Source organism: Micromonospora sp. NPDC051141, assembly GCF_044455765.1.
Taxonomy (GTDB): Bacteria; Actinomycetota; Actinomycetes; order Mycobacteriales; family Micromonosporaceae; genus Micromonospora.
The window spans coordinates 268,793-292,416 of record NZ_JBITFD010000001.1 but is presented as its reverse complement, the minus strand read 5'-3'; the positions used below and the strand labels follow the sequence as shown (position 1 = coordinate 292,416).

The window sequence follows — 23,624 nt, the reverse complement described above, 5'->3', positions numbered from 1 at the left end:
TTCACCTGTCGCGGGTCAGGACCGGCCGAAGCGGCTGTCGATGAAGTCGAACAGTTCGTCGTCACTGGCGTCGTCGAGGCTGGCGGCCACCTCGCCGCCGTCGCCGTCCCAGCGGGCGAGCAGGGTGCGGAGCCGGGCCGCGACGGCGGTACGGGTCTCGTCGTCGGCGGTCAGCTCGGCGAGCGCGTCGGATCCGGTGGCGGCGAACGCGGCTTCGAGGCGGTCCAGCTCGTCCAGGACGGTGGGCGCGGTCGCGGCCGGTCCGAGCCGGCCCAGCAGGTGCCCGGTCAGCGCCGCCGGGGTGGGATGGTCGAAGACCATCGTCGCCGGCAGGGTGAGCCCGGTCCGGGCGGTGAGCCGGTTGCGCAGGTCGACGGCGGTGAGCGAGTCGAAGCCGAGTTCGGTGAAGGAGCGGTCGGGTCCGACGGCGGCCGGTGACGCGTACCCGAGCACGTCGGCGACCTGGCCGGCGACCAGCTCGGCGACCAGGCGGGCCCGGTCCTCGGCGGACGCCCCGGCGAGCCGGTCGGCGAGGCCGCCCGTTGTCGTCGCGGCGGCGCGGCGCGCGGGCCCACCGGCGAGGCCGTGCAGCGGCGCCGGCAGCTCGTCGCGGCCGGTGCGGGTCCGCAGCGCCGCCAGGTCGAGGTGGACCGGGAGCAGCAGCGGCTGCCGGCCGCGTCGGCTGGCGTCGAACAGCGCCAGCGCCCGGTCGGTGGGGAGCGGGACGATGCCCTGGCGGGCGAGACGGTCCCGGCCGGCGACACCCAGGTCCCGGGTCATGCCGCCGGTTTCCGCCCAGGGCCCCCAGGCCAGTGACGTGGCGGCGAGCCCGGCGGCGCGGCGGTGGTGGGCGAGGCCGTCGAGGAACGCGTTCGCCGCCGCGTAGTTGCCCTGCCCGGGTGCGCCGAGCGGCCCGGCGATCGAGGAGAACAACACGAACATGGGCAGGTCGAGGTGGCGGGTGAGGTCGTGCAGGTGCCAGGCGGCGTCGGCCTTGGGGCGCAGCACCGTCTCGGTGCGGTCCGGGGTGAGCGCGGTGACCACGGCGTCGTCGAGCGCGCCGGCGGCGTGCACCACACCGGCGAGCGGATGTTCGGCGGGCACGGCGGCGAGCAGGCCGGCGAGTTGGTCGCGGTCGGCCACGTCGGCGGCGACGAGGCTGACCCGCGCGCCGAGGCGGGTGAGGTCGGCGAGCAGGTCGGCCGCGCCGGGGGCGTCGGCGCCGTGCCGGCTGACCAGCAGCAGGTGCCGGATCTTGTGGTGGCTGACGAGGTGCCGGGCGACGACGTCGCCGAGCGCGCCGGTCGCGCCGGTGATCAGCACGGTGCCGTCGGGAACGAGGTCCACGGCGCCGGTCGGGTCGGGTTCGGCCGGGGCGAGGCGCGGCACGAGCAGCCGGCCGTCGCGGAGCGCGAACTGGGGTTCGTCGGCGGCGAGCGCGCGGGCGAGCAGGTCGGCGTCGTCGTCACCGGCCAGGTCGGCGAGGACGAACCGGCCGGGGTGTTCGAGTTGCGCCGCGCGGACCAGCCCCCAGACGGCGGCGCCGGCCAGGTCGGTGACGTCACCGTCGGCGGGTACCGCGCCGCGGGTGAGCACGACGAGCCGCCGGTCGGCGGGCCGGTCGTCGGCCAGCCAGTCCTGGATCAGCGTGAGCGTGTCGGCGAGCCGGGCGCGGGTGTCGGCGAGCGGGTCGTCGGGCGCGGGGTCGCGGGCGGGGGCGAGCACCAGCCGGGCGTCGTCGGCGGTCCCGGCGAGGCGGGTCCCCGGGTCAAGCGGCACGATTCCGGTGGCCGGTCGGGTCGGCAGCGGCACCGGGTTCCAGCGCAGGTCGTAGAGGGGCAGGTCGGCGGCGCCGGGCTCGAGTTGGTCGACGGCGAGCGGCCGGGACACCAGGGCGTCGATGCGGGCCACCGGTGCGCCGGCCGCGTCGGCGAGCGTGAGCGTGCTGGCCGGGCCGCTGCGGGTCAGCCGTACCCGCAGGTGGGTGGCGCCCTCGGCGGTGAGCGTGACGCCGCTCCAGGCCCAGGGCAGCCGGGCGCCGGTCTCGTCGGCGGCCGGGTCGTCGGCGAGGCCGACGACGTGCAGCGCGGCGTCGAGCAGCGCCGGGTGCAGCGCATAGCCGGTGGTGGCGGCGCCGTCGGGCAGTTCCACCTCCGCGAAGACCCCGTCGGGCGTACGCCAGGCGGCGCGCAGCCCGCGGAACGTGGGCCCGTGGACGACGCCGAGTTCGCGGAGCCGGGTGTAGATCGGCTCGACCGGCACGGCCACGCCACCGGGCGGTGGCCAGGCGGTCAGCGGCTCGGCGGGCTCGCCCGCGCCGGGGGCGAGGACGCCGTCGGCGTGGGCGGTCCAGTCGGCGTGCGAATCGTCGGCGGGCCGGGAGTGGACGGTGATCCGGCGTCGGCCGTCCTCGTCGGGCGCGGCGAGCTGGAGTTGGAGCGTGCGGGCGCCGTCGTCGGGCAGGACGAGCGGCGCGGCGAGCGTCAGTTCCTCGACGGTGTCGCAGCCGGCCTGCGCGCCGGCGTGCAGCGCCAGCTCGACCAGCGCGGTGCCGGGGACGACGATCCGGCCGCGCACGACGTGGTCGGCGAGCCACGGCTGGGCACGCGCGGACAGCCGGCCACCGTGGACGCGGACGTCACCGGCGGCGGTGGCGAGCGCGGTGTCGAGCAGCGGGTGACCGGCGGCGCGGGCGCCCAGGCCGGCGGCGTCGTGGCCGGCGGCGCGGGCGTCGATCCAGTAGCGCTGGTGCTGGAACGCGTAGGTGGGCAGGTCGACGGTGGCCGGCCGCCGCCCGTCGCGGGTGAACCAGGCCGCCCAGTCCACCGGCGTGCCGGCCACGTGCAACCGGGCCAGCGCCGTGGTCAGCGCGGTCACCTCGTCCTGGTCGCGCCGCAACGCCGGAACGTCCTGCACCGGCCGGTCGACCGGGATGTCGGCGGCCATCGCCGTCAACGTCGCGTCCGGACCCACCTCCAGGAACGTGCTCACCCCCAACTCGTGCAACGTGGCCACCCCGTCGGCGAACCGCACCGCCTCGCGCACGTGCCGCACCCAGTACTCCGGACCGGCGATCTCCACCGGATCGACGAGCCGACCCGTCAGGTTCGACACGATCGGCACACGCGGGCTGTGCCAGTCCAGACCACTGATCGCGGCCCGGAACCCGGCCAGCATCGGCTCCATCAACCGCGAATGGAACGCGTGACTGACGGTGAGCCGCTTCACCCGCCAACCCTCGGCGATGCACTCCCCCGCGAGCCGGTCCAGATCCTCGATCGCACCGGAGAGCACCACCGACGACGGACCGTTCACCGCCGCCACGTCCACCCCGGACGCCAACGCCCGGACCCGCGCCTCCGACGCGCCCACCGCCAGCATCCCGCCACCGGCCGGCAACGCCTGCATCAACGACCCACGCGCCGCCACCAGCACACACGCGTCCGACAGGGACAACACACCCGCCACATGAGCGGCCGTCACCTCACCGATCGAATGCCCCGCCAGATAGTCGGCCGTCACGCCCCACGACGACAGCAACTCCCACAGGGCCACCTCCACCGCGAACAACCCCGCCTGCGCGTAGACCGTCTGGTCCAGCAGGCCACCCCCGTCGAACACCACCTCCCGCACCGGCCGCTCCAGCCGACCCTCGAACGACGCACACACCCGATCGAACGCTTCCGCGAACACCGGAAACGCCGCATACAACTCCCGACCCATGCCGGCGCGCTGCGCACCCTGACCGGTGAACAACACCGCCCGCCGACCCGGCGACGCCTCGCCGGTCACCAGTCCGGGAGCCGCACCGCCCTCGGCCAGCGCGGCCAGGCCGGCCAGCAGCGTGTCGCGGTCGGCGCCGACCACCACCGCCCGGTGCGCCAACGCGGCCCTCGTGGTCGCCGACGAGAAGCCGACGTCGGCCGGCGACAGGTCGGTGTTCGCGCGCAGGTGGTCGCGCAGCCGCGCCGCCTGAGCCGCCAGCGCGTCCGACGACCGCCCCGACACCAGCCACGGCAGCACCGGCAGCGCCGCCGCGTCGAGCGTGGCCGGTGGCTCGTCCTCGGCCGGGGTGGGCGCTTCCAGGATCACGTGGGCGTTGGTGCCGGAGATGCTGAACGACGACACCGCGGCGCGGCGGGGCCGGTCGGCGGCCGGCCAGGGGCGCGCGGACGTGGCCAGCTCGACCGCGCCGGCCGTCCAGTCCACCTTGGTCGACGGCGCGTCGACGTGCAGCGTGGCCGGTACCGTGCCGTGCCGCATCGCCTGCACCATCTTGATCACGCCGGCCACGCCGGCCGCGGTCTGGGTGTGGCCGATGTTGGACTTGATCGAGCCGAGCAGCAGCGGCGTCTCCCGCTCCTGCCCGTACGTGGCGAGCAGCGCCTGCGCCTCGATCGGGTCACCCAGCGTGGTGCCGGTGCCGTGCGCCTCCACCACGTCCACCTCGGCGGCGGACACCCGGGCATCGGCGAGCGCGGCCCGGATCACCCGCTGCTGCGACGGACCGTTCGGCGCGGTCAGCCCGTTCGACGCGCCGTCCTGGTTAACCGCCGAGCCACGCACCACGGCGAGGACCCGGTGGCCGAGCCGCTGGGCGTCGGCGAGACGCTCGACCAGGAGCACGCCGATGCCCTCGCCGAGCGCGGTGCCGTCGGCGGCGTCGGCGAACGCCCGGCAGCGGGCGCCCCGGGACAGGTTGTTCTGCCGGGTGAAGTCCACGAAGATCGACGGGGTCGGCAGCACCGTCACGCCGCCGGCCAGGGCCAGGTCGGATTCGCCGGCGCGCAGCGACTGCACGGCCAGGTGCAGCGCGACGAGCGACGACGAGCAGGCGGTGTCGACGGTGACGGCCGGCCCCTCGAACCCGAACGCGTACGACACCCGGCCGGAGCTGACGCTGCCGGCGCTGCCCAGCCCCAGGTAGTCGGCGACCCCGTCGGGCACGTCGGCGGCGCCGGCCGCGTAGTCGGCGTGGGTCAGCCCGGCGAACACGCCGACGCGTGCGCCGCGCAGCCCGGTCGGGTCGACACCGGCGGCTTCGAACGCCTCCCAGGACACCTCCAGCAGCAGCCGCTGCTGCGGGTCCATGGCGAGCGCCTCGCGGGGCGAGACGCCGAAGAACGCCGGGTCGAAGCCGGCGGCGTCGGTCAGGAAGCCGCCGTCGCGCACGCAGGACGTGCCGGGGCGTTCCCGCTCCGGGTCGTAGAGCGTGGCGAGGTCCCAGCCCCGGTCGTCGGGGAACGGGCCGATCGCGTCCCCACCGGCCGACACCAGGTCCCACAGCGCGTCCGGCGAGGCGATTCCGCCGGGGAAGCGGCACGCCATGCCGACCACGGCGATCGGCTGGCGGGCGGAGTCCTCCACGTCGCGGAGCCGTTGCCGGGTCCGCCGCAGGTCGGTGGTGACCCTCTTCAGGTACTCCCGGAGCTTCTCTTCGGTGTCCATCAACCTGACCCTCGGTCGGCGGGGACCCTGCCGTCGTCCGGCGCGCACGCGTCATCCGGGAGCCACGGGTCCCCTTTGCGGGGAAGCTATGGCGTCGCGCTGAGCTGCGACAACCCCTAACCCGTACGCCCGGCGGGCTAGGGGGGTGGCCGGACCGGCGGCGGCCCGGTTAGCGTCCGGTGGACCGCCCTGGCGCCCGGGTCGCGGGCGCCACCGCCGGAAGGACCGCGTGACGATGACCGACCACGACAACGGCCTCTGGGTTCGCCGGTTCCATCCGGCCCCGGACAACGCCCCGCGGCTGGTGTGCCTGCCGCACGCCGGGGGCTCCGCGAGCTTCTTCTTCCCGGTGTCCCGGGCGCTGTCGCCGGCCGTGGAGGTGCTCAGCGTCCAGTACCCGGGCCGGCAGGACCGCCGGCACGAGCCGTGCGTGCCGAGCATCGGTGAGCTGGCCCGGCAGGTGGCCGACGTGCTGCGGCCCTGGCGGGACCGGCCGTTGGCGTTCTTCGGGCACAGCATGGGCGCGACGCTGGGCTTCGAGGTGGCGCGGCTGATCGAGGCCGAGGGTGGGGCGGTGGCGCACCTGTTCCCGTCCGGCCGTCGGGCGCCGTCGTGTCACCGGCACGAGACGGTGCACCTGCTCGACGACGAGGGGCTGCTGGCCGACGTGAAGAAGCTCAGCGGTCCCAATTCGGCGGTGCTCGGCGACCCGGACATGCTGCGTGCCGCGTTGCCGGCGATCCGCAGCGACTACCGGGCGGCGGAGACCTACACGTACGCGCCGGGGCCGAAGCTGAGCTGCCCGGTCACGGTGTTCACCGGGGACGCCGACCCGAAGACCACGGTGGACGAGGCGAGGGCGTGGTCGGCGCACACCACCGGCGCGTTCGACCTGCACGTCTTCCCGGGCGGGCACTTCTTCCTGGCGTCCCACCAGCCGGCGATCCTGCGTACCCTCTCGGCGGCGTTGACCGGCGCGGCGGTCCGCTGATTCCACACACGCCGGTCCCCGCCGCCCGGTCCGGGCGGCGGGGACCGTGGCGGTTCACGGCTTCTGCGCCACCGCGATGACGTAGTCGAGCAGACCCAGCTCCTTCTTGATCAGCTCGGTGTCGCGCCAGTGGTTGGCCATCCCCTTGACCGCGCTGCCGTCGGCGGCGGCCCGGAACGCCGGGTCGGACGGGCGGGCGGACTGGAACCGGCGCCAGCCCTCCCAGGTGCGGTCCGCGATGGAGTGCACCTCCACGGCGCCGAAGCCGGCGGCGGCGAGCTGCTCGCCGTAGGTCTTGCGGTCGTGCCAGTTCTCGTCCGGCAGGCTGAACTTCACGAAGCTGAGCGGGCCCGAGCTGATCGACATGCGCGCCGTGTCGTTGCTCAGCGGGATGATGTCGGCGGTGGCGATGGTGCCGCCCGGCCGCAGCACCCGGAACGCCTCGGCGAAGAACGCGCTGCGCGGGTGGAAGTGGAACGCCGACTCCAGCGCCACCACGCGGTCCACGCTGGCGTCCGGGAACGGCAGCGCGGTGGCGGTGCCGAGCTGGAAGTCGGCCCGATCGGCGAGGCCCTCGCGGCGGGCCCGTTCCTGGGCGTGCTCGACGTGCCGGGGGGTCACGTTGATGCCGTGCACCTTCGCCACCCGGCGGTCCCGCAGCCAGGCGAAGTCCTGGTCGCCGTAGCCGAAGCCGACGTCGACCACGGTGTCGTCGGGCTTGAACCCGGCCGCGTCGGCGAGCTTGTCGGCAAGCGCCTGGCCGGCCACGTCGATACTGGTGACGCCCTCCTCCCAGTAGCCGACGTTCATGTAGCGGGAGGTGCGGGCCGCGAACTCGACGTCCGGCGACTGGATCTCGTAGAACCGGCGGACCCGGGTCACCGGGTCCTTGGTGGCCAGGGTCCGGATGACCCGGCCGAGGGTGCGGAGGTTCTCCAGCATGTCAGCTCCTCAGGGCTGTGCGGGGGTTGGTCAGGGCTGCAGGGCGGGCGCGGCGACCTGGCGGCGCAGGTCGGCCACCAGGGTGGCGGCGGCGTCGGGGCCGGCGGCCACGCCGAAGAGATAGAAGTCCGGCCGGATCAGCGCGGCGTCCGCGCCGCCCAGCCAGGTCGAGTAGACGCCGTCGAGGTCGGCCAGGTCGCCGGCCGCCGCGTCGTCGTCGGCCGGCCGCACCACCAGCCGGTACGCGCCGAGGTCGTCGAGGAACGCGACCGCGTCGTCGTCCAGCGTGGCGGGTTCCCGGGTGAGCAGCGTGAAGCCGACGCCCACCACGTCGTCGAAGCCGCCGGTGCGCCCGTCGACGGTCACCCGGCCCTGCGGCGCGGGTTCACCGGCGCGCGGGGTGGGCGTGCCGTCGTCGGCGCGGTGCAGCACCCCGTCGACGATCGCCTCGCGCAGCGAGCGGACGTGCCGCTGCTGGGTACGCCGGCGCAGCGCGGCCAGCATCACCGAGTCCCGCCCGGCGGCCTTCTTGGGGTCGGTCTCGCAGATCACCGCCCCGGAGTCCATCGACATCCGGATCGCGTGCTGCACGTGCGCGCGTCGTTCCACCTGGTACGTGTCGAGCAGCGCCTCCCCGGCCCGGCCGCGGCGCACCAGGTCGAGTTTCCACGCCAGGTTGACCACGTCGCGGAAGCCGGAACTCATGCCCTGCCCGAGGAACGGCGGCATGACGTGCGCGGCGTCGCCGGCCAGGAACACCCGGCCGCGCCGCCACACGTCGGCGGAGCAGGCCTGGGTGGTGTAGACGCCGTACCGGTCCAGCCGGGCGTTGTCCGGGGTGATGTCGAACAGGCCGAGCAGCCGCCACGCGCTGGCCTCGGTGCGGAACTCCGCCAGCGTCTCCCCCGGCACCCGCATGAACTCCCACCGCCGGTGGTTCGGTCCGGCGGAGACGGCGGTACGGGGGCGTGCCGGATCGCAGATCTGGAGGTTGTTCGGGGTGAACTCGCGCGGCGTGTGCAGCACCACGTCGCAGACCAGCCAGTCGTGGGTGAAGTCCAGGTCGGTGACGGTCGCGCCGAGCCAGCCCCGGACGAAGCTGTTCGCGCCGTCGCAGCCGAGCACCCAGGACGCGGTGTAGGTGTGCGGGCCGCCGTCGCCGTCCACGGCGGTCACCTCGACCCGGTCGCCGTGATCGGTCAGGCCGGTCACCTCGACGCCCCGCCGCACCTGCACGCCGGGCAGTTCCGCGCCGCGTTCGGCGAGTCGTTCCTCCACGCCGGGCTGGTAGAACGACGTGGAGTCGGGCCACCCGGACGGGCCGTCCGGCGCGGCGCGCACGTGCAGCAGCGTCCGGCCGAAGCCGTTCTTCCAGGTGTACTCGCCGGACAGCTCGGTCACGTCGCCGAGCCGGTCGGCCACACCGCAGGCGGCGAGGATCCGGCTGGCCTCGCCGTCGTAGGAGACGGCGCGCGGCATGCTGTACGGGGTGGTCCACTTCTCCAGCACCCGCACGGTGAAGCCGCGCTGCGCCAGCAGGATCGCGGCCACCTGGCCCACCGGGCCGTAGCCCACGATCAGTACGTCGGTCATCGCCGTCCCTCGTTCGTCCGCCTGGGCCGTCACAGCCCGAGTTCCGTGTCGATCAGGCTGAAGATCTCGTCGTCGCTGGCCCGGTCGAGGTCCAGGTCGTCGTCGGTGGCGGAGGCGCCGCGCATGGTCCGCCACTTGGCGACCAGCACCTCCAGCCGCGCCGCCACCTGGGTGTGCAGGTCCGCCTCGACGGTGGTCTCGGCGAGCGCCCGTTCCAGGCGTTCCAGCTCGGCCAGCACCGCCGGGGCGGCCTGCGCGCCGTCGGGCACCAGCCGGGAGCGCAGGTAACCGGCCAGCGCCGCCGGGTCCGGGTAGTCGAAGACGGCGGTGGCCGGCAGCCGTTCCCCGGTCGCCTCGGTGAGCCGGTTGCGCAGCTCGACCGCGGTCAGCGAGTCGAAGCCCAGTTCGTGGAACGCCTGGCCCTCCCGGATGGCGTCCGGGCTGCCGTGGCCGAGCACCGCCGCGGCGGTGGCCCGGACCAGGTCGAGCAGGAGCGCGGACTGTTCCGCGCCGGTGAGCGCGCGCAGCCGCCCGGCCAGGTCGGCGCCGCCGGTGGTGGCGGCGCGGGCCTTCGGCCGGTCGACCCGGACCAGGCCGCGCATCAGCGCCGGCACGTGCGGTCGGCCGGCCAGCGCGGCCCGGTCGACGCGGGTCGGCACCAGGTGTTCCTCCGGCGCGGCGAGGCCGGCGTCGAACAGCGCCATGCCCAGGTCGGACGGGATCGCGAGCTGCCCGTCGCGGGTGGTGCCGGCCCGGTCCACGCCGGCGGTCAGCGTGCTGGCCTGCGCCCACAGCCCCCAGGCGTACGCGCGGGCGGGCAGTCCGGCGCCGCGTCGCCGCCGGGCCAGCGCGTCCAGCCAGGCGTTGGCGGCGGCGTAGTTGCCCTGGCCGGGCACGCCGAACACGCCGGCCCCGGAGGAGAACAGCACGAACCCGGCGAGGTCGAGGTCGCGGGTCAGCTCGTCGAGGTGGTGGGCGGCGTCCACCTTGGGGCGGAACACGGTGTCGAGGCGGTCCGGGGTGAGCGCGGTGACCACGCCGTCGTCGAGCACGCCGGCCAGGTGCACCACGGCGGTGAGCGGATGCGCCGCCGGCACGGCGGTGAGCAGGCCCGCGACCGCGTCCCGGTCGGCGACGTCGGCGGCGGCCACGGTGACGGTGGCGCCGAGCACGGTCAACTCGGCGGTCAGCTCGGCCGCGCCGGGCGCGTCCGGGCCGCCCCGGCTGGCCAGCAACAGGTGCCGTACGCCGTGCCCGGTGACGAGGCGGCGGGCCACCAGGCCGCCCAGCAGGCCGGTGCCGCCGGCGAGCAGCACCGTGCCGTCCGGGTCCCACGTCTCGGGCATGGTGAGCACCACCTTGCCGACGTGCCGGGCCTGGCTGACGTAACGGAACGCGTCCGGGGCCTGCCGGACGTCCCAGGCGCGCACCGGCAGCGGGCGCAACGCGCCGGTGGCGAACAACGCCAGCAGCTCGGTGAGCATCCGCTGGATCTCGTCCGGCTCGACCCGCGTCAGGTCGTACGCCTGGTAGTCGACGCCGGGGTGGTCGGCGGCGACCCGGGCCGGGTCGCGCAGGTCGGTCTTGCCCATCTCCAGGAACCGGCCGCCGCGCGGCAGCAGCCGCAGCGACGCGTCGACGAACTCGCGGGCCAGCGAGTCGAGCACCACGTCCACGCCCCGGCCGCCGGTGGCGGCGAGGAAGCGCGTCTCGAAGTCGAGCGTCCGGGACGACGCCAGGTGGTCGGCGGGCACGCCCAGCTCCCGCAACGCGGGCCACTTGCCCTCGCTGGCGGTGGCGAAGACGTCCGCGCCGAGGTGGCGGGCGATCTGCACCGCCGCCATGCCGACGCCACCGGCGCCGGCGTGCACCAGCACGGACTCCCCGGCCCGCAGCCGGCCCAGCCCGACCAGCCCGCGCCAGGCGGTGAGGAACACCACCGGCACGGTCGCGGCCTGCGCGAACGTCCAGCCGTCCGGCACCGGCGCGAGCAGCCGCCGGTCGGTGACCGCGACCGGGCCGAAGCAGCCGGTGAACACGCCGAGCACCCGGTCGCCGGGGCGCAGGTCGGTGACCGCCGCGCCGACCTCGGCGACGACGCCGGCGGCCTCCCCACCGGGCGGGCCGGGATCGCCCGGGTAGAGGCCGAGCGCGTTGAGCACGTCGCGGAAGTTCAGGCCGGCGGCACGAACCCGGACCCGCACGTCGTACGCGCCGAGCGGCGTGTCGGCCGCGTCGGTGGGCACCAGCGCGAGATGGTCGAGGCTGCCCCGACGGGGCACGTCCAGCCGCCAGGCGGTCGCGTCGGCGGGCGGGGTGAGCGTCGGCGCGTCGGCGCGGCGGGCCAGCCGGGGCGCGTACGCGCCGCCGTCGCGCAGCGCCACCTGCGGCTCGTCGGCGGCGAGCACGGCGGTCAGGGTGGCCGCGTCGGGCTCGGTGTCGGCGTCGAGCAGCACGAACCGGTCCGGATTCTCGGACTGGGCGGAACGGACCAGGCCCCACGCGGCGGCGGCGGCCGGGTCGCCGACCTCACCGGGCCCGTGCACGCCGACCGCGCCACGGGTGAGCAGCACCAGCCGGGTCTCGGCCCAGCGCGGCTCGGCCAGCCAGCGCTGCACCAGCGCGAGCGCGTCCCCGGCGAGCCGTCGCGCCCGGTCCGGGGCGGCCGGGTCGGTCGACCCCCGGCGCGCACCGGTCCCGGCGGTGAGCGGCGCGAGCACCGCCTCCGGCGGCGTGGCACCGGCGTCGATCGCGGCGGCCAGCGCGGACAGGTCGGCGTGGCGGGACACGTCGACCGGGCCGGCCGGGTCGGTCACGGCGACCGGGTCGGGCAGGTCGGTGCCGGCGGCCGGGCCGATCGGGTCGGCCAGGTCGGTGCCGGCGGCCGGGCCGGCCGGGGCGACGGTCGACACGGGCGCGGCCGGATCGCCGGGGGCGGCGTCCGGGGCGGCGAGCACGGCGATCCGGGCCGGGGCCGGCGCGGGGGGCGTCGGCAGCGGCTGCCAGGTGAGGTGGAACAGCGCGTCGGTGACCGCGTCGTCGCGGGCGCCCAGCTCGGCGCGGGAGATCGGGCGCATGGCCAGCGACGCCGCCTCGACGACCGGCGCGCCGGCCGGGTCGGTGGCGGACAGCGCGAACGCGTGCGGGCCGACCCGCCGCAGCCGGACCCGCAGCGTGGTGGCGCCGGTGGCGTGCACGCTGAGCCCGTTCCAGGCGAACGGCAGCAGGATCTTGTCGCCGCCGGCGTCGGCGAGACCACCGAAGTGCGCGGCGTGCAGCGCGGCGTCGAGCAGCGCCGGGTGCAGCGCGTAGCGGTCGGCGTCGGCGCGCGGGCCGGCCGGCAGCTCCACCTCGGCGTACACCTCGTCGTCGGCGGTCCGGACCGCGCGCAGGCCCTGGAACGCCGGGCCGTAGCCGTATCCCTCGTCGACCAGGCGGTCGTAGAAGCCGGTCAGGTCGACGGCGTCGGCGTCCGGCGGCGGCCCGGCCGGCGTCGCCGGGGTGGCTTCGGCGGCGGAGAGCGTGCCGCTGCCGTGCCGGGTCCACGGCGCGTCGGGCGGGCCGGCGGCGGGCCGGGAGTGCACGCTGACCGGGCGGCGGCCGTCGTCGGCGGGCGGGCCGACCGCGACCTGCACCTGGGTGGCCGCGTCCTCGGGCAACGTCAGCGGCGCCTCGATGACCAGCTCGTCGAGGGCGGGGCAGCCGACCTCGTCGCCGGCCCGCAGGCACAGCTCGACCAGCCCGGTGCCGGGCACCAGCACCCGGCCGGCGACCCGGTGGTCGGCCAGCCAGGGCTGCTCGGCGACCGCGAGCCGGCCGGTGAACAGGTGCCCCCGCCCGTCGGCCATTGGCACCGACGCGCCGAGCAGCGGATGCCCGGCGGCGGCCAGCCCGGCCGCGCCGACGTCGGCGGCGCCGGTGACCGGGCGGGGCCAGTAGCGGCGGTGCGCGAACGCGTACGTGGGCAGGTCGACCCGGCGTCCGCCGGCCAGCACCGGCTGCCAGTCGACGGGTACGCCGCGCACGTGCAGCGCGGCCACGGAGAGCAGGAACCGGGCCCGGTCGCCCCGGCCGCGCTGCACCGAGCCGACCACCACCGCCGGGTGCTCGTGCTCCTGGACCGTCTGCTCGATGCCCGGCGTGAGCACCGGGTGCGGGCTGCACTCGACGTACGTGTGGTGGCCCTCGGCGGTCAGCGCGCGTACCGCGTCGGCCAGTTCGACCGGCTGGCGCAGGTTGCGGTACCAGTAGTCGGCGTCCATCTCCTCGCCGCCGAGCCAGCACAGGTCGGTGGTGGAGTAGATCGGCACCGCCGCCGGTCCGGGCGTGACGCCGGCGACCGCCTCGGCCAGCTCGGCCCGGATCCGCTCCACCTGCGGGGAGTGGGAGGCGTAGTCGATCGCGAGGCGGCGCAGCCGGATGCGGTCGGCGTCCAGCTCGGCGGCGAACGCGTCCACCGCGTCCGGTTCGCCGGAGACCACCACGTTCGCCGGCCCGTTGACCGCGCCCACGGCCAGCCGGTCGCCGTACCGGGCGACCCGCTCGCGGACCACCTCGACCGGGAGCGGCACGGCGGCCATCACCCCGGCGCCGGCCAGTTTGCGCAGTGCGCGGGCGCGCAGCGCCACCAGCCGGGCGGCGTCGGTGAGCGACAGCACGCCGGCCACGCAGGCGGCGGCGATCTCGCCCTGCGAGTGGCCGACCACGGCGGCGGGCTGCACGCCGTACGAGCGCCACAGCTCGGCCAACGACACCATCACCGCGAACAGCAGCGGCTGCACCACGTCCGCCCGTTCGAAGTCCGGGGTGCCGGGCGCCTGGCGCAGCAGGTCCCGCAGCGGGTGGCCCAGCCAGGGCCGCAGCGCGGCGTCGCAGGCGGCCATCCGCTCGGCGAACACGGGCGCCTCGTCGAGCAGGTCCAGCGCCATGCCGGCCCACTGGGAGCCCTGGCCGGGGAAGACGAACACCAGCTTGCCGGTGGCGGTGACGTCGCCGCGTACCAGGTCGGTGGCGGGCTCGCCGACGGCGAGCGCGTCCAGGCCGGCGGTGGTCTCCGCCGGGCCGCCGACCAGCACGGCCCGGTGGTCGAAGCCGGCCCGGGTGGTGGCCAGCGACCAGGCCACGTCCAGCGGTCGCTGGTCGGGTCGGTCGGCGAGGTGGTCGCGCATTCGGCGGGCCTGCCCGGCCAGCGCCTCCGGGGTACGCGCGGAGAGCAGCCACGGCAACGCCGCCGGCCCGGCCGGCGGCTCGGCGTCGACGGCCGGCTCGTCCGGCACGGCCTCGATGACCACGTGGGCGTTGGTGCCGCTGATGCCGAAGGATGAGACGCCGGCGCGGGCTGGCCGGTCGGTACGCGGCCACGGCCGGGCCTCGGTGAGCAGGTCGACCGCGCCGGCCGCCCAGTCGACGCGGCTGGTGCGGTGCTCGGCGTGCAGCGTGCGGGGCAACCGGCCGTGCCGCATGGCGAGGACGACCTTGAGCATCCCGGCGACGCCGGCCGCGGCCTGGGTGTGGCCGAGGTTGGACTTCACGGAGCCGAGCAGCAGCGGCGCGACGCCGTCGGGCCGGCGGCCGTAGGTGGCGAGGATCGCCTCGGCCTCGATCGGGTCGCCGAGCGGCGTGCCGGTGCCGTGCGCCTCGACCGCGTCCACGTCGGCCGGGTCGAGCCCGGCGGCGGCCAGCGCGGCCCGGATCACGCGTTCCTGGGACGGCCCGTTGGGGGCGGTGAGGCCGTTGGACGCGCCGTCGGAGTTGACCGCCGAGCCGCGCACCACGGCGAGCACCGGGTGGCCGCGTCGGCGGGCGTCGGAGAGCCGTTCCACCACCAGCACGCCGACGCCCTCGGACATGCCGAACCCGTCGGCGTCCTCGGCGAACGCCTTGCACCGGCCGTCCGGGGCGAGGCCGCGCTGGCGGCTGAACCCGGTCAGCCCGGCCGGACTGGACAGCACCGACACGCCTCCGGCGAGCGCCAGGTCGCAGTCGCCCTGCCGCAGCGCCTGCGCGGCCAGGTGCAGCGCCACCAGTGAGGCGGAGCAGGCGGTGTCCACGGTGACCGCCGGCCCCTCCAGCCCCAGCGCGTACGCGACCCGCCCGGAGAGCACGCTGGCGGCGGTGCCGGTGAGCAGGTGTCCCTCGTCGGCGACGGTCTCGCCGTCGTCGGCGGTGGCGCCGGGGGTGATCCGGTCGGCGTAGTCCTGGCCGTGGGTGCCGGCGAACACGCCGGTACGGCTGCCGCGCAGCGTGTCCGGGTCGATGCCGGCCCGTTCCAGGGCCTCCCAGGAGGTCTCCAGCAGCAGCCGGTGCTGCGGGTCCATGGCGAGCGCCTCGCGGGGGCTGATGCCGAAGAACGCGGCGTCGAAGTCGGCGAGCCCGGTGAGGAAGCCACCGGCCCGGGTGTAGGTGCGGCCGGGCGTGCCGGGCTCCGGGTCGTACAGGTCGGCGAGCGGCCAGCCCCGGTCGGTGGGCAGGTCGCCGATCACCTCGCCGCCGGCGTCGAGCAGCCGCCACAGCTCCTCCGGGGAGCCGATGCCGCCGGGGAACCGGCAGGCCATCGCGACGACCGCGACCGGCTCGTCCAGCGCGACGGTGGTGGCGTCGGCGACCTCGGTGGCGGCGGTGCCGAGCAGCCGGGCGTGCAGGTGCGCGGCGAGCAGTTCCGGGGTGGGATGGTTGAACACGGCGTGCGGGGCGAGCCGGACGCCGGTGGCGGCGGAGAGCCGGTTGCTCAGCTCCACCGCCATCAGCGAGTCGAAGCCGAGTTCCTTGAACGGCCGGCGCGGCTCGACCTGGTCCGGCCCGGCATGCCCGACGACCGTGGCGCAGCGGGCGCGGACCAGGTCGAGCAGGAGCGCGGCCCGGTCCGGCTCGCCGAGGCCGGCCAGGCGGTCGGCGAAGCCGGTTCCGGTGCCGGTGCCGGGCTCGGCGACGACGGCCCGGCGCGGGGCCGGCGGCAGCAGCGCCCGCAGCAGCGCCGGCACCTCCCCGGTGGCGCGGACCGCGGCCAGGTCCAGTCCGATCGGCACCAGCGTCGCCGGCTCGGCGCGCAGCGCGGCGTCGAACAGCGCCAGCCCGGCGGCGGCGTCCAGCGGACGGGTGCCGGTGCGGGCGAGCCGGGCCAGGTCGGCGGCGGTGAGTCGGCCGGCCATCCCGTCGGTCTCGGCCCACAGGCCCCAGGCGAGCGCGGTGCCGGGCAGCCCGTGGGCGCGGCGGTGCGCGGCGAGCGCGTCGAGGAACGCGTTGCCGGCGGCGTAGTTGCCCTGGCCGGGGCTGCCGAACGTGGCGGAGGCGGAGGAGAACAGCACGAACGCGGCCAGGTCGAGGCCGGCGGTCAGCTCGTGCAGGTGCCACGCGCCGTGCACCTTGGCCCGCAGCGCGCCGGCCCAGCGGTCCGGGTCGAGGTCGGTGAGCAGCGCGTCGTCGGTGGCGCCGGCGGCGTGCACGACGGCCACCAGCCGGTCGGCGAGCGGGGCCAGCACGGCGGCGAGCGCGTCCCGGTCGGCCACGTCGGCGGCGACCACCCGGACGTCGACGCCGGTCGCCGCCAGCTCGTCGGTCCAGGGGGCGGGCCGGCCGGCGCGGCTGAGCAGCACCAGCTCCCGCACGTCGTACGTCTGCGCGAGGTGCACCGCGACGTGCCGGCCGAGGCCGCCGGTGCCGCCGGTGAGCAGCACCGCGCCGCCGGCCAGGGCGGGTCGCGCGGCGGTGTCGGGCTCGGTGGCCGGGCGGAGCCGGGGCAGCACCGCGCGGCCGTCGCGGACCGCGACCTCGGGTTCGTCGTCGGCGGCGGCCAGCGCGGCGCGGACCGTGGTGTCGTCGACGGTGTCCAGGTGCAGCAGCAGGAACCGGTCGGGGTGCTCGGCGCGGGCCACCCGGAGCAGGCCGGCGGCCGGGGCGTGCGCCGGGTCGCCGTCGCGCACCGCCACCGCGAGCCGGGTGTCGACGGCGCGCGGGTCGTCCAGCCAGCGGTGCAGCACGCCGAGCAGCGCCAGGCCGATCGCGTCGGCGCGCTGCGCGACGGTGCTGGCCGGGTCGCCGTCGGGCAGGCGCAGCACCAGCACCGGCGGCAGCGGCCCGGTCGCCGGGACCGCGTCGGCGAGCGTCCAGGTGGGCACCGGGCCGGTCGGGGCGGGCAGCCAGTCCACCGTGTACAGCCCGGCCGGGCCGGTCTCCGGCGCCGGGGCGGCGGCGGACGGCAGCGTCACCGCGCGCAGCGCGATCCGGTCGACGTCGAGCACCGGCCGGCCGGCGTCGTCGACGGCGGTGAGCGTGACCGCGTCCGCGCCGGCCGGGGCGAGACTGACCCGCAGCGCGTACGCGCCGGTGGCGTGCCGGCGTACGCCGGTCCAGTCGGTGGGCACGATCCGCTCCCCCGGCCCGGCCGGCGGGGCGAACCCGGCCAGCGGAAGCAGGTCCAGCGCGGCGTCGAGCACGTCCGGGTGCACGCCGTACCGTTCGGCGTCCGGGTCGGCGGTGTCGTCGGGCAGCCGTACGTCGAGGTGCAGCCGGTCCCCGGCGGTCCAGGCGGCCCGCAGCAGCGGATGCGCCGCCTCGACCGGGCGGGCGCCGGCCGGCGGCCAGACCGGGGCCGGTACGCCGGGCGCGGCGAGCGGGTCGGCCGGGGCGAGCACCGCGTCGGCGACCGCCCGCCACGGCTCGTGCTCGCCGGCGCGGACGTGGCAGCGGGCGGCGCGCCGGCCGGCGGCGTCCGGGCCGGCGACGTCGAACTGGAGGTCGACCGCGAGGCCGGCGGGCAGCGGTGCCGGCTCCGGCATCCGCAGCTCGGCCAGGACCGGGGTGTCGAGTCGTTCGCCGAGGTGGCCGAGCGCGTCGAGCAGCACGGTGGCGGGCAGCAGCGGCGCGGCGCCGTCCGGGGTGGCCGGCCGGGTGGCGGTGAACCGTCCGGTGGCGAGCACCTGGCCGGTGCCGGCGACCGGCAGCACGGCGGCGAGCAGCGGGTGCCCGGCGTCGCCGGTCGGTGCGCCGGGGGTGGCGGGCAGCCAGTAGTGCCGGTGCCGGAACGCGTAGGTGGGCAGCGCGACGGGCGCGTGCGGGCCGGGGCCGGCCAGCGCGGCCCGGTCCACCGGCACACCGCGCACGTGCAGCCGGGCGGCGGCGGTGAGCAGCGCCGCCGGTTCGGGCGTGCCGGCCCGCAGCGTGGGCACGAACGCCAGGTCGTCGCCGGCGTCGGCGAGGCACTCGGCGGCCAGCGCGGTGAGCACGCCGCCGGGGCCGATCTCCAGGAACGTGGTGGCTCCCTCGGTGTGCAGGGCGCGGACGCCGTCGGCGAAGCGCACGGTGTCGCGGACGTGCGCCACCCAGTGCTCGGGCGAGGTGAGCCGGGCCGCGTCGACCGGCACGCCGGTCACCGTGGACACCACCGGCAGTTGCGGCGCGCGGTAGGTCAGCCCGGCGGCGACCTCCCGGAACGCGTCCAGCATCGGCGTCATGCGCGGCGAGTGGAACGCGTGCGACACCCGCAGCCGGCTGGTGCGGCGGCCGGCGGCGCGCAGCGTCGCGGCGACCGCCTCGACCGCGTCGGCGTCGCCGGAGAGCACCACGGCGGTCGGCCCGTTCACGGCGGCCAGTCCGACCCGGTCGGTCAGGTGCGGCAGCACCTCGGTCTCGTCGGCCTCCACCGCGACCATCGCGCCGCCGGCCGGCAACGCCTGCATGAGCCGGCCCCGCGCGGCGACCAGCGCGGCGGCGTCGGCGAGGGTGAGCACGCCGGCCACGTGCGCGGCGGCGATCTCGCCGATCGAGTGGCCGAGCAGCAGGTCCGGGCGGACGCCCCAGGATTCGAGCAGCCGGTGCAGCGCCACCTCGACGGCGAACAGCGCCGGCTGGGTGTAGCGGGTCTCGTGCAGCAGCGCGGCCCGCGTGTCGCCGTCCGGGGCGAGGACCACGTCGGCGACCGACTGCCCGGTGACGTGCCGGTCCAGTTCGGCGCAGGCGGCGTCGAACGCCTCCGCGTAGACCGGGTACGCCGCGCGCAGCTCCCGGCCCATGCCGGCGCGTTGCCCGCCCTGCCCGCCGAAGAGGACGGCGAGCCGGCCGTCGGAGACGCGGCCGGTGAGCACGCCGGCCGGGTCGGTGTCGCCGCGGCTCAGCGCCGTCAGCGCGGCACGGGCGTCGGCCGGGTCGCCGACCAGCAGCGCCGCCCGGTGGTCCAGCGCCGCCCGCGTGGTGGCCAGCGCGTACGCCACGTCGGCCGGATCGGCGGGCGCGGCCTCGGTGCGGTCGAGCCAGGTCGACAGCCGGGCCGCCTGGTCCCGCAGGCCCTCCCGGCTGGCCGCGGAGAGCAGCCACGGCACGACGCCGGCCGGGTGCTGCCGGGTGACCGGCGGCGGGGTGGGCATGGCGGGGGCCGCCTCGACGATGACGTGGGCGTTGGTGCCGCTGATGCCGAACGAGGAGATGCCGGCGCGGCGGGGTCGGTCCACGTCGGGCCACGGCCGGGCGTCGGTGAGCAGCTCGACCGCGCCGGCCGACCAGTCGACCTCGCCGGTCGGCGCGTCGACGTGCAGCGTGCGCGGCAGCGTGCCGTGGCGCAGCGCGAGCACCATCTTCATCACGCCGGCCGCGCCGGCCGCCGCCTGGGTGTGCCCGAGGTTCGACTTGAGCGAGCCGAGCAGCAGCGGCCGGTCCGCCGGCCGGCCCTGCCCGTACGTGGCGAGCAGCGCCTGCGCCTCGATCGGGTCGCCGAGCCGGGTGCCGGTGCCGTGCGCCTCGACCGCGTCCACGTCGCCCGGTTCGAGGCCGGCGGTGGCCAGCGCCCGCCGGATGACCCGTTCCTGGGCCGGCCCGTTCGGCGCGGTGAGCCCGTTCGACGCGCCGTCGGAGTTGACCGCGCTGGCGCGCAGCAGCGCCAGCACCGGGTGACCGTGGCGGCGGGCGTCGCTGAGCCGCTCCAGCAGCAGCACGGCGACGCCCTCGGACCAGCCGGTGCCGTCGGCGGCCTCGGCGAACGCCTTGCACCGGCCGTCCGGCGCGAGTCCGCGTTGGCGGCTGAACTCGACGAACGCCTGCGGGGTGCCCATCACCGCGACGCCGCCGGCCACCGCGAGCGCGCAGTCCCCGGCGCGCAGCGCCTGCGCGGCCAGGTGCAGCGCGACGAGCGACGACGAGCAGGCGGTGTCCACGGTCACCGCGGGCCCCTCCAGACCCAGCGCGTACGCGACCCGCCCGGAGACCACGCTGCCGGCGGTGCCGACGCCGAGGTAGCCCTCGGTGCCGGGCGGCGCCTGGCCGACGCTGGCCGCGTAGTCGTGGTGCATCACGCCGGTGAACACGCCGGTGGCGCTGCCGCGCAGCCCGGTCGGGTCGATCCCGGCGCGCTCGAACAACTCCCAGGACGTCTCCAGCAGCAGTCGCTGCTGCGGGTCCATGGCCAGCGCCTCGCGCGGGCTGATCGCGAACAGGGTGGCGTCGAAGTCCCCGGCGCCGGCCAGGAACCCGCCCACCCGCACGTACGAGGTGCCGGCCCGGTCGGGGTCGTCGGCGAACAGGTGCGCCAGGTCCCAGCCCCGGTCGGTGGGGAACCCGGTGAGCCCCTCGCCGCCGGCTTCGAGCAGGTCCCACAACTCGTCCGGGCCGGTGACGCCGCCGGGCAGCCGGCAGGCCATGGCGACGATCGCCACCGGGTCGTCGGCGGCGACCGGGCCGGTCCGGGCGGCGGCGGCCGTGGGGCCGGTGCCGGTGTCGGTCGGGCCGGCGCCGCGCAGCAGCGTGGCCAGGTGCCGGGTGAGCGCGGCGGGTGTCGGGTGGTCGAACGCGGCGGTGGCGGAGAGCCGCGCGCCGGTGGCCCGGTTCAGCCGGTCGCGCAGCGCGACCGCGCGGACCGAGGTGAACCCGAGTTCGGTGAACGCCCGGCCGGGCCGGACCGCGCCCGCGCCGGGCAGCCCGGCGACCTCGGCGGTGGCGGCCCGGACCAGGTCGGCCAGGAGGCGGTCGCCGTCGGCGGTGGTGAGCGCCGCGAGCCGGCGGCGCAGCGTGTCCGCGTCGTCGTCGGGCCGGGTCGGGCCGCGCCAGGCCGGGTGGGCGGCCACCCGCTCGGCCGGGCCGGCCACCAGCACCAGGTCGTCGCCGTCGTGCGCGACGTCGAACGCGGCGGTCTCGGCCCACGCCGGCCCGGTCACCCCGATCAGCCGGGCCGGCAGCCCGGCCGCGTGCCGCCGGGCGACGAGCGCGTGCAGCGCGGCGACCGCGCCCGCCGCCGGTTCCCGGCCGGCCGCGCCGAGCAGCACGTCGGCGGGGACCAGCACGGTGTACGCGGTGGCGGCGGCGTGCCGGGTGTCCCGGTCCAGCCGGCCGGCCAGGTCGAGCAGCCGGGCGCTCCGGTCGTGGTCGGTCAGGTCGGCGTCGTGGACCCGCAGCACGACCGCCCCGACCGGTTCGGCGTCGAGGGTGGAGAGGTCGGTGGTGGGGCCGTCGACCGGCAGCAGCCGCAGCGACCGGGCACCGTACGCGCCGGTCAGGTGCCGGGCCAGCACCGCCCGCTCGGCGGTGTCCGCGCCGGCCAGCACCGTCGGCGCGGCCGGGTCGAGCACCGGGGCGGCGTGTTCCGGGGCCGGCGCGGCGGCCGGCGCGGGGGCCGCGTACCGGGCGGTGCCGGCGCGCAGCGCGACCTGGGCGGCGCCGGCGTCCAGCACGGACGGCAGCAACGCCGCCGAGGCGGGATCGGCGTCGACGAGCACGATCCGGTCCGGCCGGGCCGCCTGCCGGCAGCGCGCCTGCGCCCAGGCGACGGCGGCGGCCGGGACCAGGTCGGGGTCGTCGGGCGTGTCCGCGGTGGACGCGTCCACCGCGCCGCTGGTCAGCACCACCACCCGGGCGGTCGCGTAGCGCGCGTCGTCGAGCCAGCCGGGCAGCGCCGCCGGGTCGACGCCGGCCAGCACCAACACGTCCGCGTCGGTGTCGGTGGAGTGCGCGCCGGTGTGGACGTCCTCGCCCTCGGCGGTCAGCGCGTCGGCGACCGCCCCGGCGTGCGGTCCGACGACCGCCCAGCGCCGGCCGGGTACCCGGTCGACAGGCGCCAGCGGACGCCAGGTGAGCCGGGTCAGCGCCTCGTGGTGGGTGCCGTTGACCGCGCGCAGCCGGGCCGGTGTCTCCGCCAGCAGCCGCCGGGTGACCTTCCCGGAGGCGGTCCGCGGCACCGCGTCGATCTCGTACAGCTCCTGCGGCACCTTGTGGTACGCGAGCCGCTCGCGGCAGGCGGCGTACGCGGCGGCCGGCGCGAAGCCCTCCGGCGCGGGCACCACGTACGCGACCGGCACCTCGCCGAGCACCTCGTGCGGGCGGCCGGTGACCGCCACGTCGGCCACGCCGGGCACCGCGCGCAGCACGTCCTCCACCTCGACCGGGTGCACCTTCTCGCCGCCCCGGATGATCAGTTCCCGGTGCCGGCCGGTGACGAAGAGGTTCCCGTCGGCGTCGCGGCGGGCCAGGTCCCCGGTGCGGTACCAGCCGTCGCGCAGCGCCGCCGCGGTGGCCTCGGGCAGCCCGTGGTAGCCGAGCATGACGCCCGGGCCGCGGACCCACACCTCGCCCTCGTCACCGGTCGGCACGTCGCGGCCGGTGTCCGGGCTGACCAGGCGCACCTGCACGCCGTCCACGGCCCGGCCGCAGGAGCCCTCGGCCCGGGGCTCGTCCGGGCGGGTCACCGCGATCGAGCCGCACGTCTCGGTGCTGCCGTACGCGTCGAGCAGCGGCGCGTCGAAGACCTCCTCGAACGCGCGGCGCAGCTCCCCGGTGGTGATCGCGCCGCCGACCAGGCAGACCCGCAGCGCGGGCGCGCGGAACCCGTCGGCGCGGGCCGCGTCGACCAGGTGGTGGTACATGGCGGGCACGCCGGCCAGCACGGTCGCCTCGTCCTCGGCGACCGCGCGCAGCACGTCGGCGGCGGCGAAGCCGTCGACCAGGCGGGCGCTCGCGCCGACCGCGGTCACGCTCAGCACGCAGCCGATGTGGGAGAGGCTGTGGAACAGCGGCAGCGGCCAGACCACCCGGTCGGCGGCGGTCAGGTCGGGCACCGGCACGTAGCAGGCGGCCACCGACCAGAGGCAGGTCCGCTGGGTGGAGAGCACGCCCTTGGGTTGGCCGGTGGTGCCGGAGGTGTAGAGCATCCAGGCGACCTCGTCCAGCCCGAGGTCGTCGCGGGCGTCGGCGGCCGGCGGCGCGTCGACGAGCGCCGGCCAGGCCGTCACCGGTTCCGGGTACGGCCCGTCGCCGGTCACCCAGATCCGCAGGTCGGGCCGGTCCGCGTGCAGCCGCAGGAACTGGTCGACGTGCTGCGGGTCGGTGACCACCAGCACCGCGCCGGAGTCGTCGAGCAGGTGGGCCAGCTCGGCGTCCGTGCTGCGCGGGTTCAGCGGTACGCCGACCGCCGCGGCCCGGGTCACGGCCAGCCAGGTCTCCACCGTCTCCACCCGGTTGCCCAGGCAGAACGCGACCCGCTCGCCCCGGCCGACGCCCGCGTCGACCAGGTGGCCGGCCAGCCGGGCGGTGACCACCTCCAGCGCGGCCCAGGACACCGCCCGGTCCGCGTCGCGGAACGCCACCTGGTCCGGCAGCCGGCCGGCGTGGGCCCGGAGCAGTTCGGGCAACGGCTGGACCAGGTCACTCCGAAGCATGTCAGCACATCCGTCCTTCG

At 77.2% G+C, this 23,624-nt stretch carries 5 protein-coding genes; 1 reads left to right on the top strand and 4 read right to left on the bottom strand.

The genetic code is table 11. The features are described from left to right. Window positions 1-15: 15 nt before the first annotated feature. Entirely contained in the window at window positions 16-5,451 is a 5,436-nt protein-coding gene (locus ACIA6B_RS01390) for an SDR family NAD(P)-dependent oxidoreductase (RefSeq protein WP_396769798.1), read from the bottom strand. Window positions 5,452-5,683: 232 nt separating this feature from the next. Here ACIA6B_RS01390 and ACIA6B_RS01385 point away from each other — a divergent pair, with 232 nt between their 5' ends. Next, window positions 5,684-6,439 (top strand): thioesterase II family protein, encoded by a 756-nt coding sequence (locus ACIA6B_RS01385; RefSeq protein ID WP_396769796.1) that lies wholly within the window; start codon window positions 5,684-5,686, stop codon window positions 6,437-6,439. A 54-nt stretch (window positions 6,440-6,493) separates the two neighbouring features. Here the strand turns inward: ACIA6B_RS01385 and ACIA6B_RS01380 are convergent, their stop codons facing one another. Genes ACIA6B_RS01380 through ACIA6B_RS01370 form a run of 3 tightly spaced genes read right to left on the bottom strand, consistent with a single transcriptional unit; the run spans window position 6,494 to window position 23,604 of the window. Beyond that, window positions 6,494-7,381, bottom strand: coding sequence for a class I SAM-dependent methyltransferase (locus tag ACIA6B_RS01380; RefSeq protein ID WP_396769794.1), 888 nt, complete (start codon window positions 7,379-7,381; stop codon window positions 6,494-6,496). A gap of 30 nt (window positions 7,382-7,411) precedes the next feature. Continuing rightward, window positions 7,412-8,974 carry a bifunctional 3-(3-hydroxy-phenyl)propionate/3-hydroxycinnamic acid hydroxylase gene (locus tag ACIA6B_RS01375; protein WP_396769792.1) on the bottom strand — a complete coding sequence of 521 codons (1,563 nt, stop codon included), beginning with the start codon at window positions 8,972-8,974 and terminating at the stop codon, window positions 7,412-7,414. A 29-nt stretch (window positions 8,975-9,003) separates the two neighbouring features. Beyond that, window positions 9,004-23,604 (bottom strand): SDR family NAD(P)-dependent oxidoreductase, encoded by a 14,601-nt coding sequence (locus tag ACIA6B_RS01370; protein ID WP_396769790.1) that lies wholly within the window; start codon window positions 23,602-23,604, stop codon window positions 9,004-9,006. Between the last annotated feature and the right edge of the window lie 20 nt (window positions 23,605-23,624).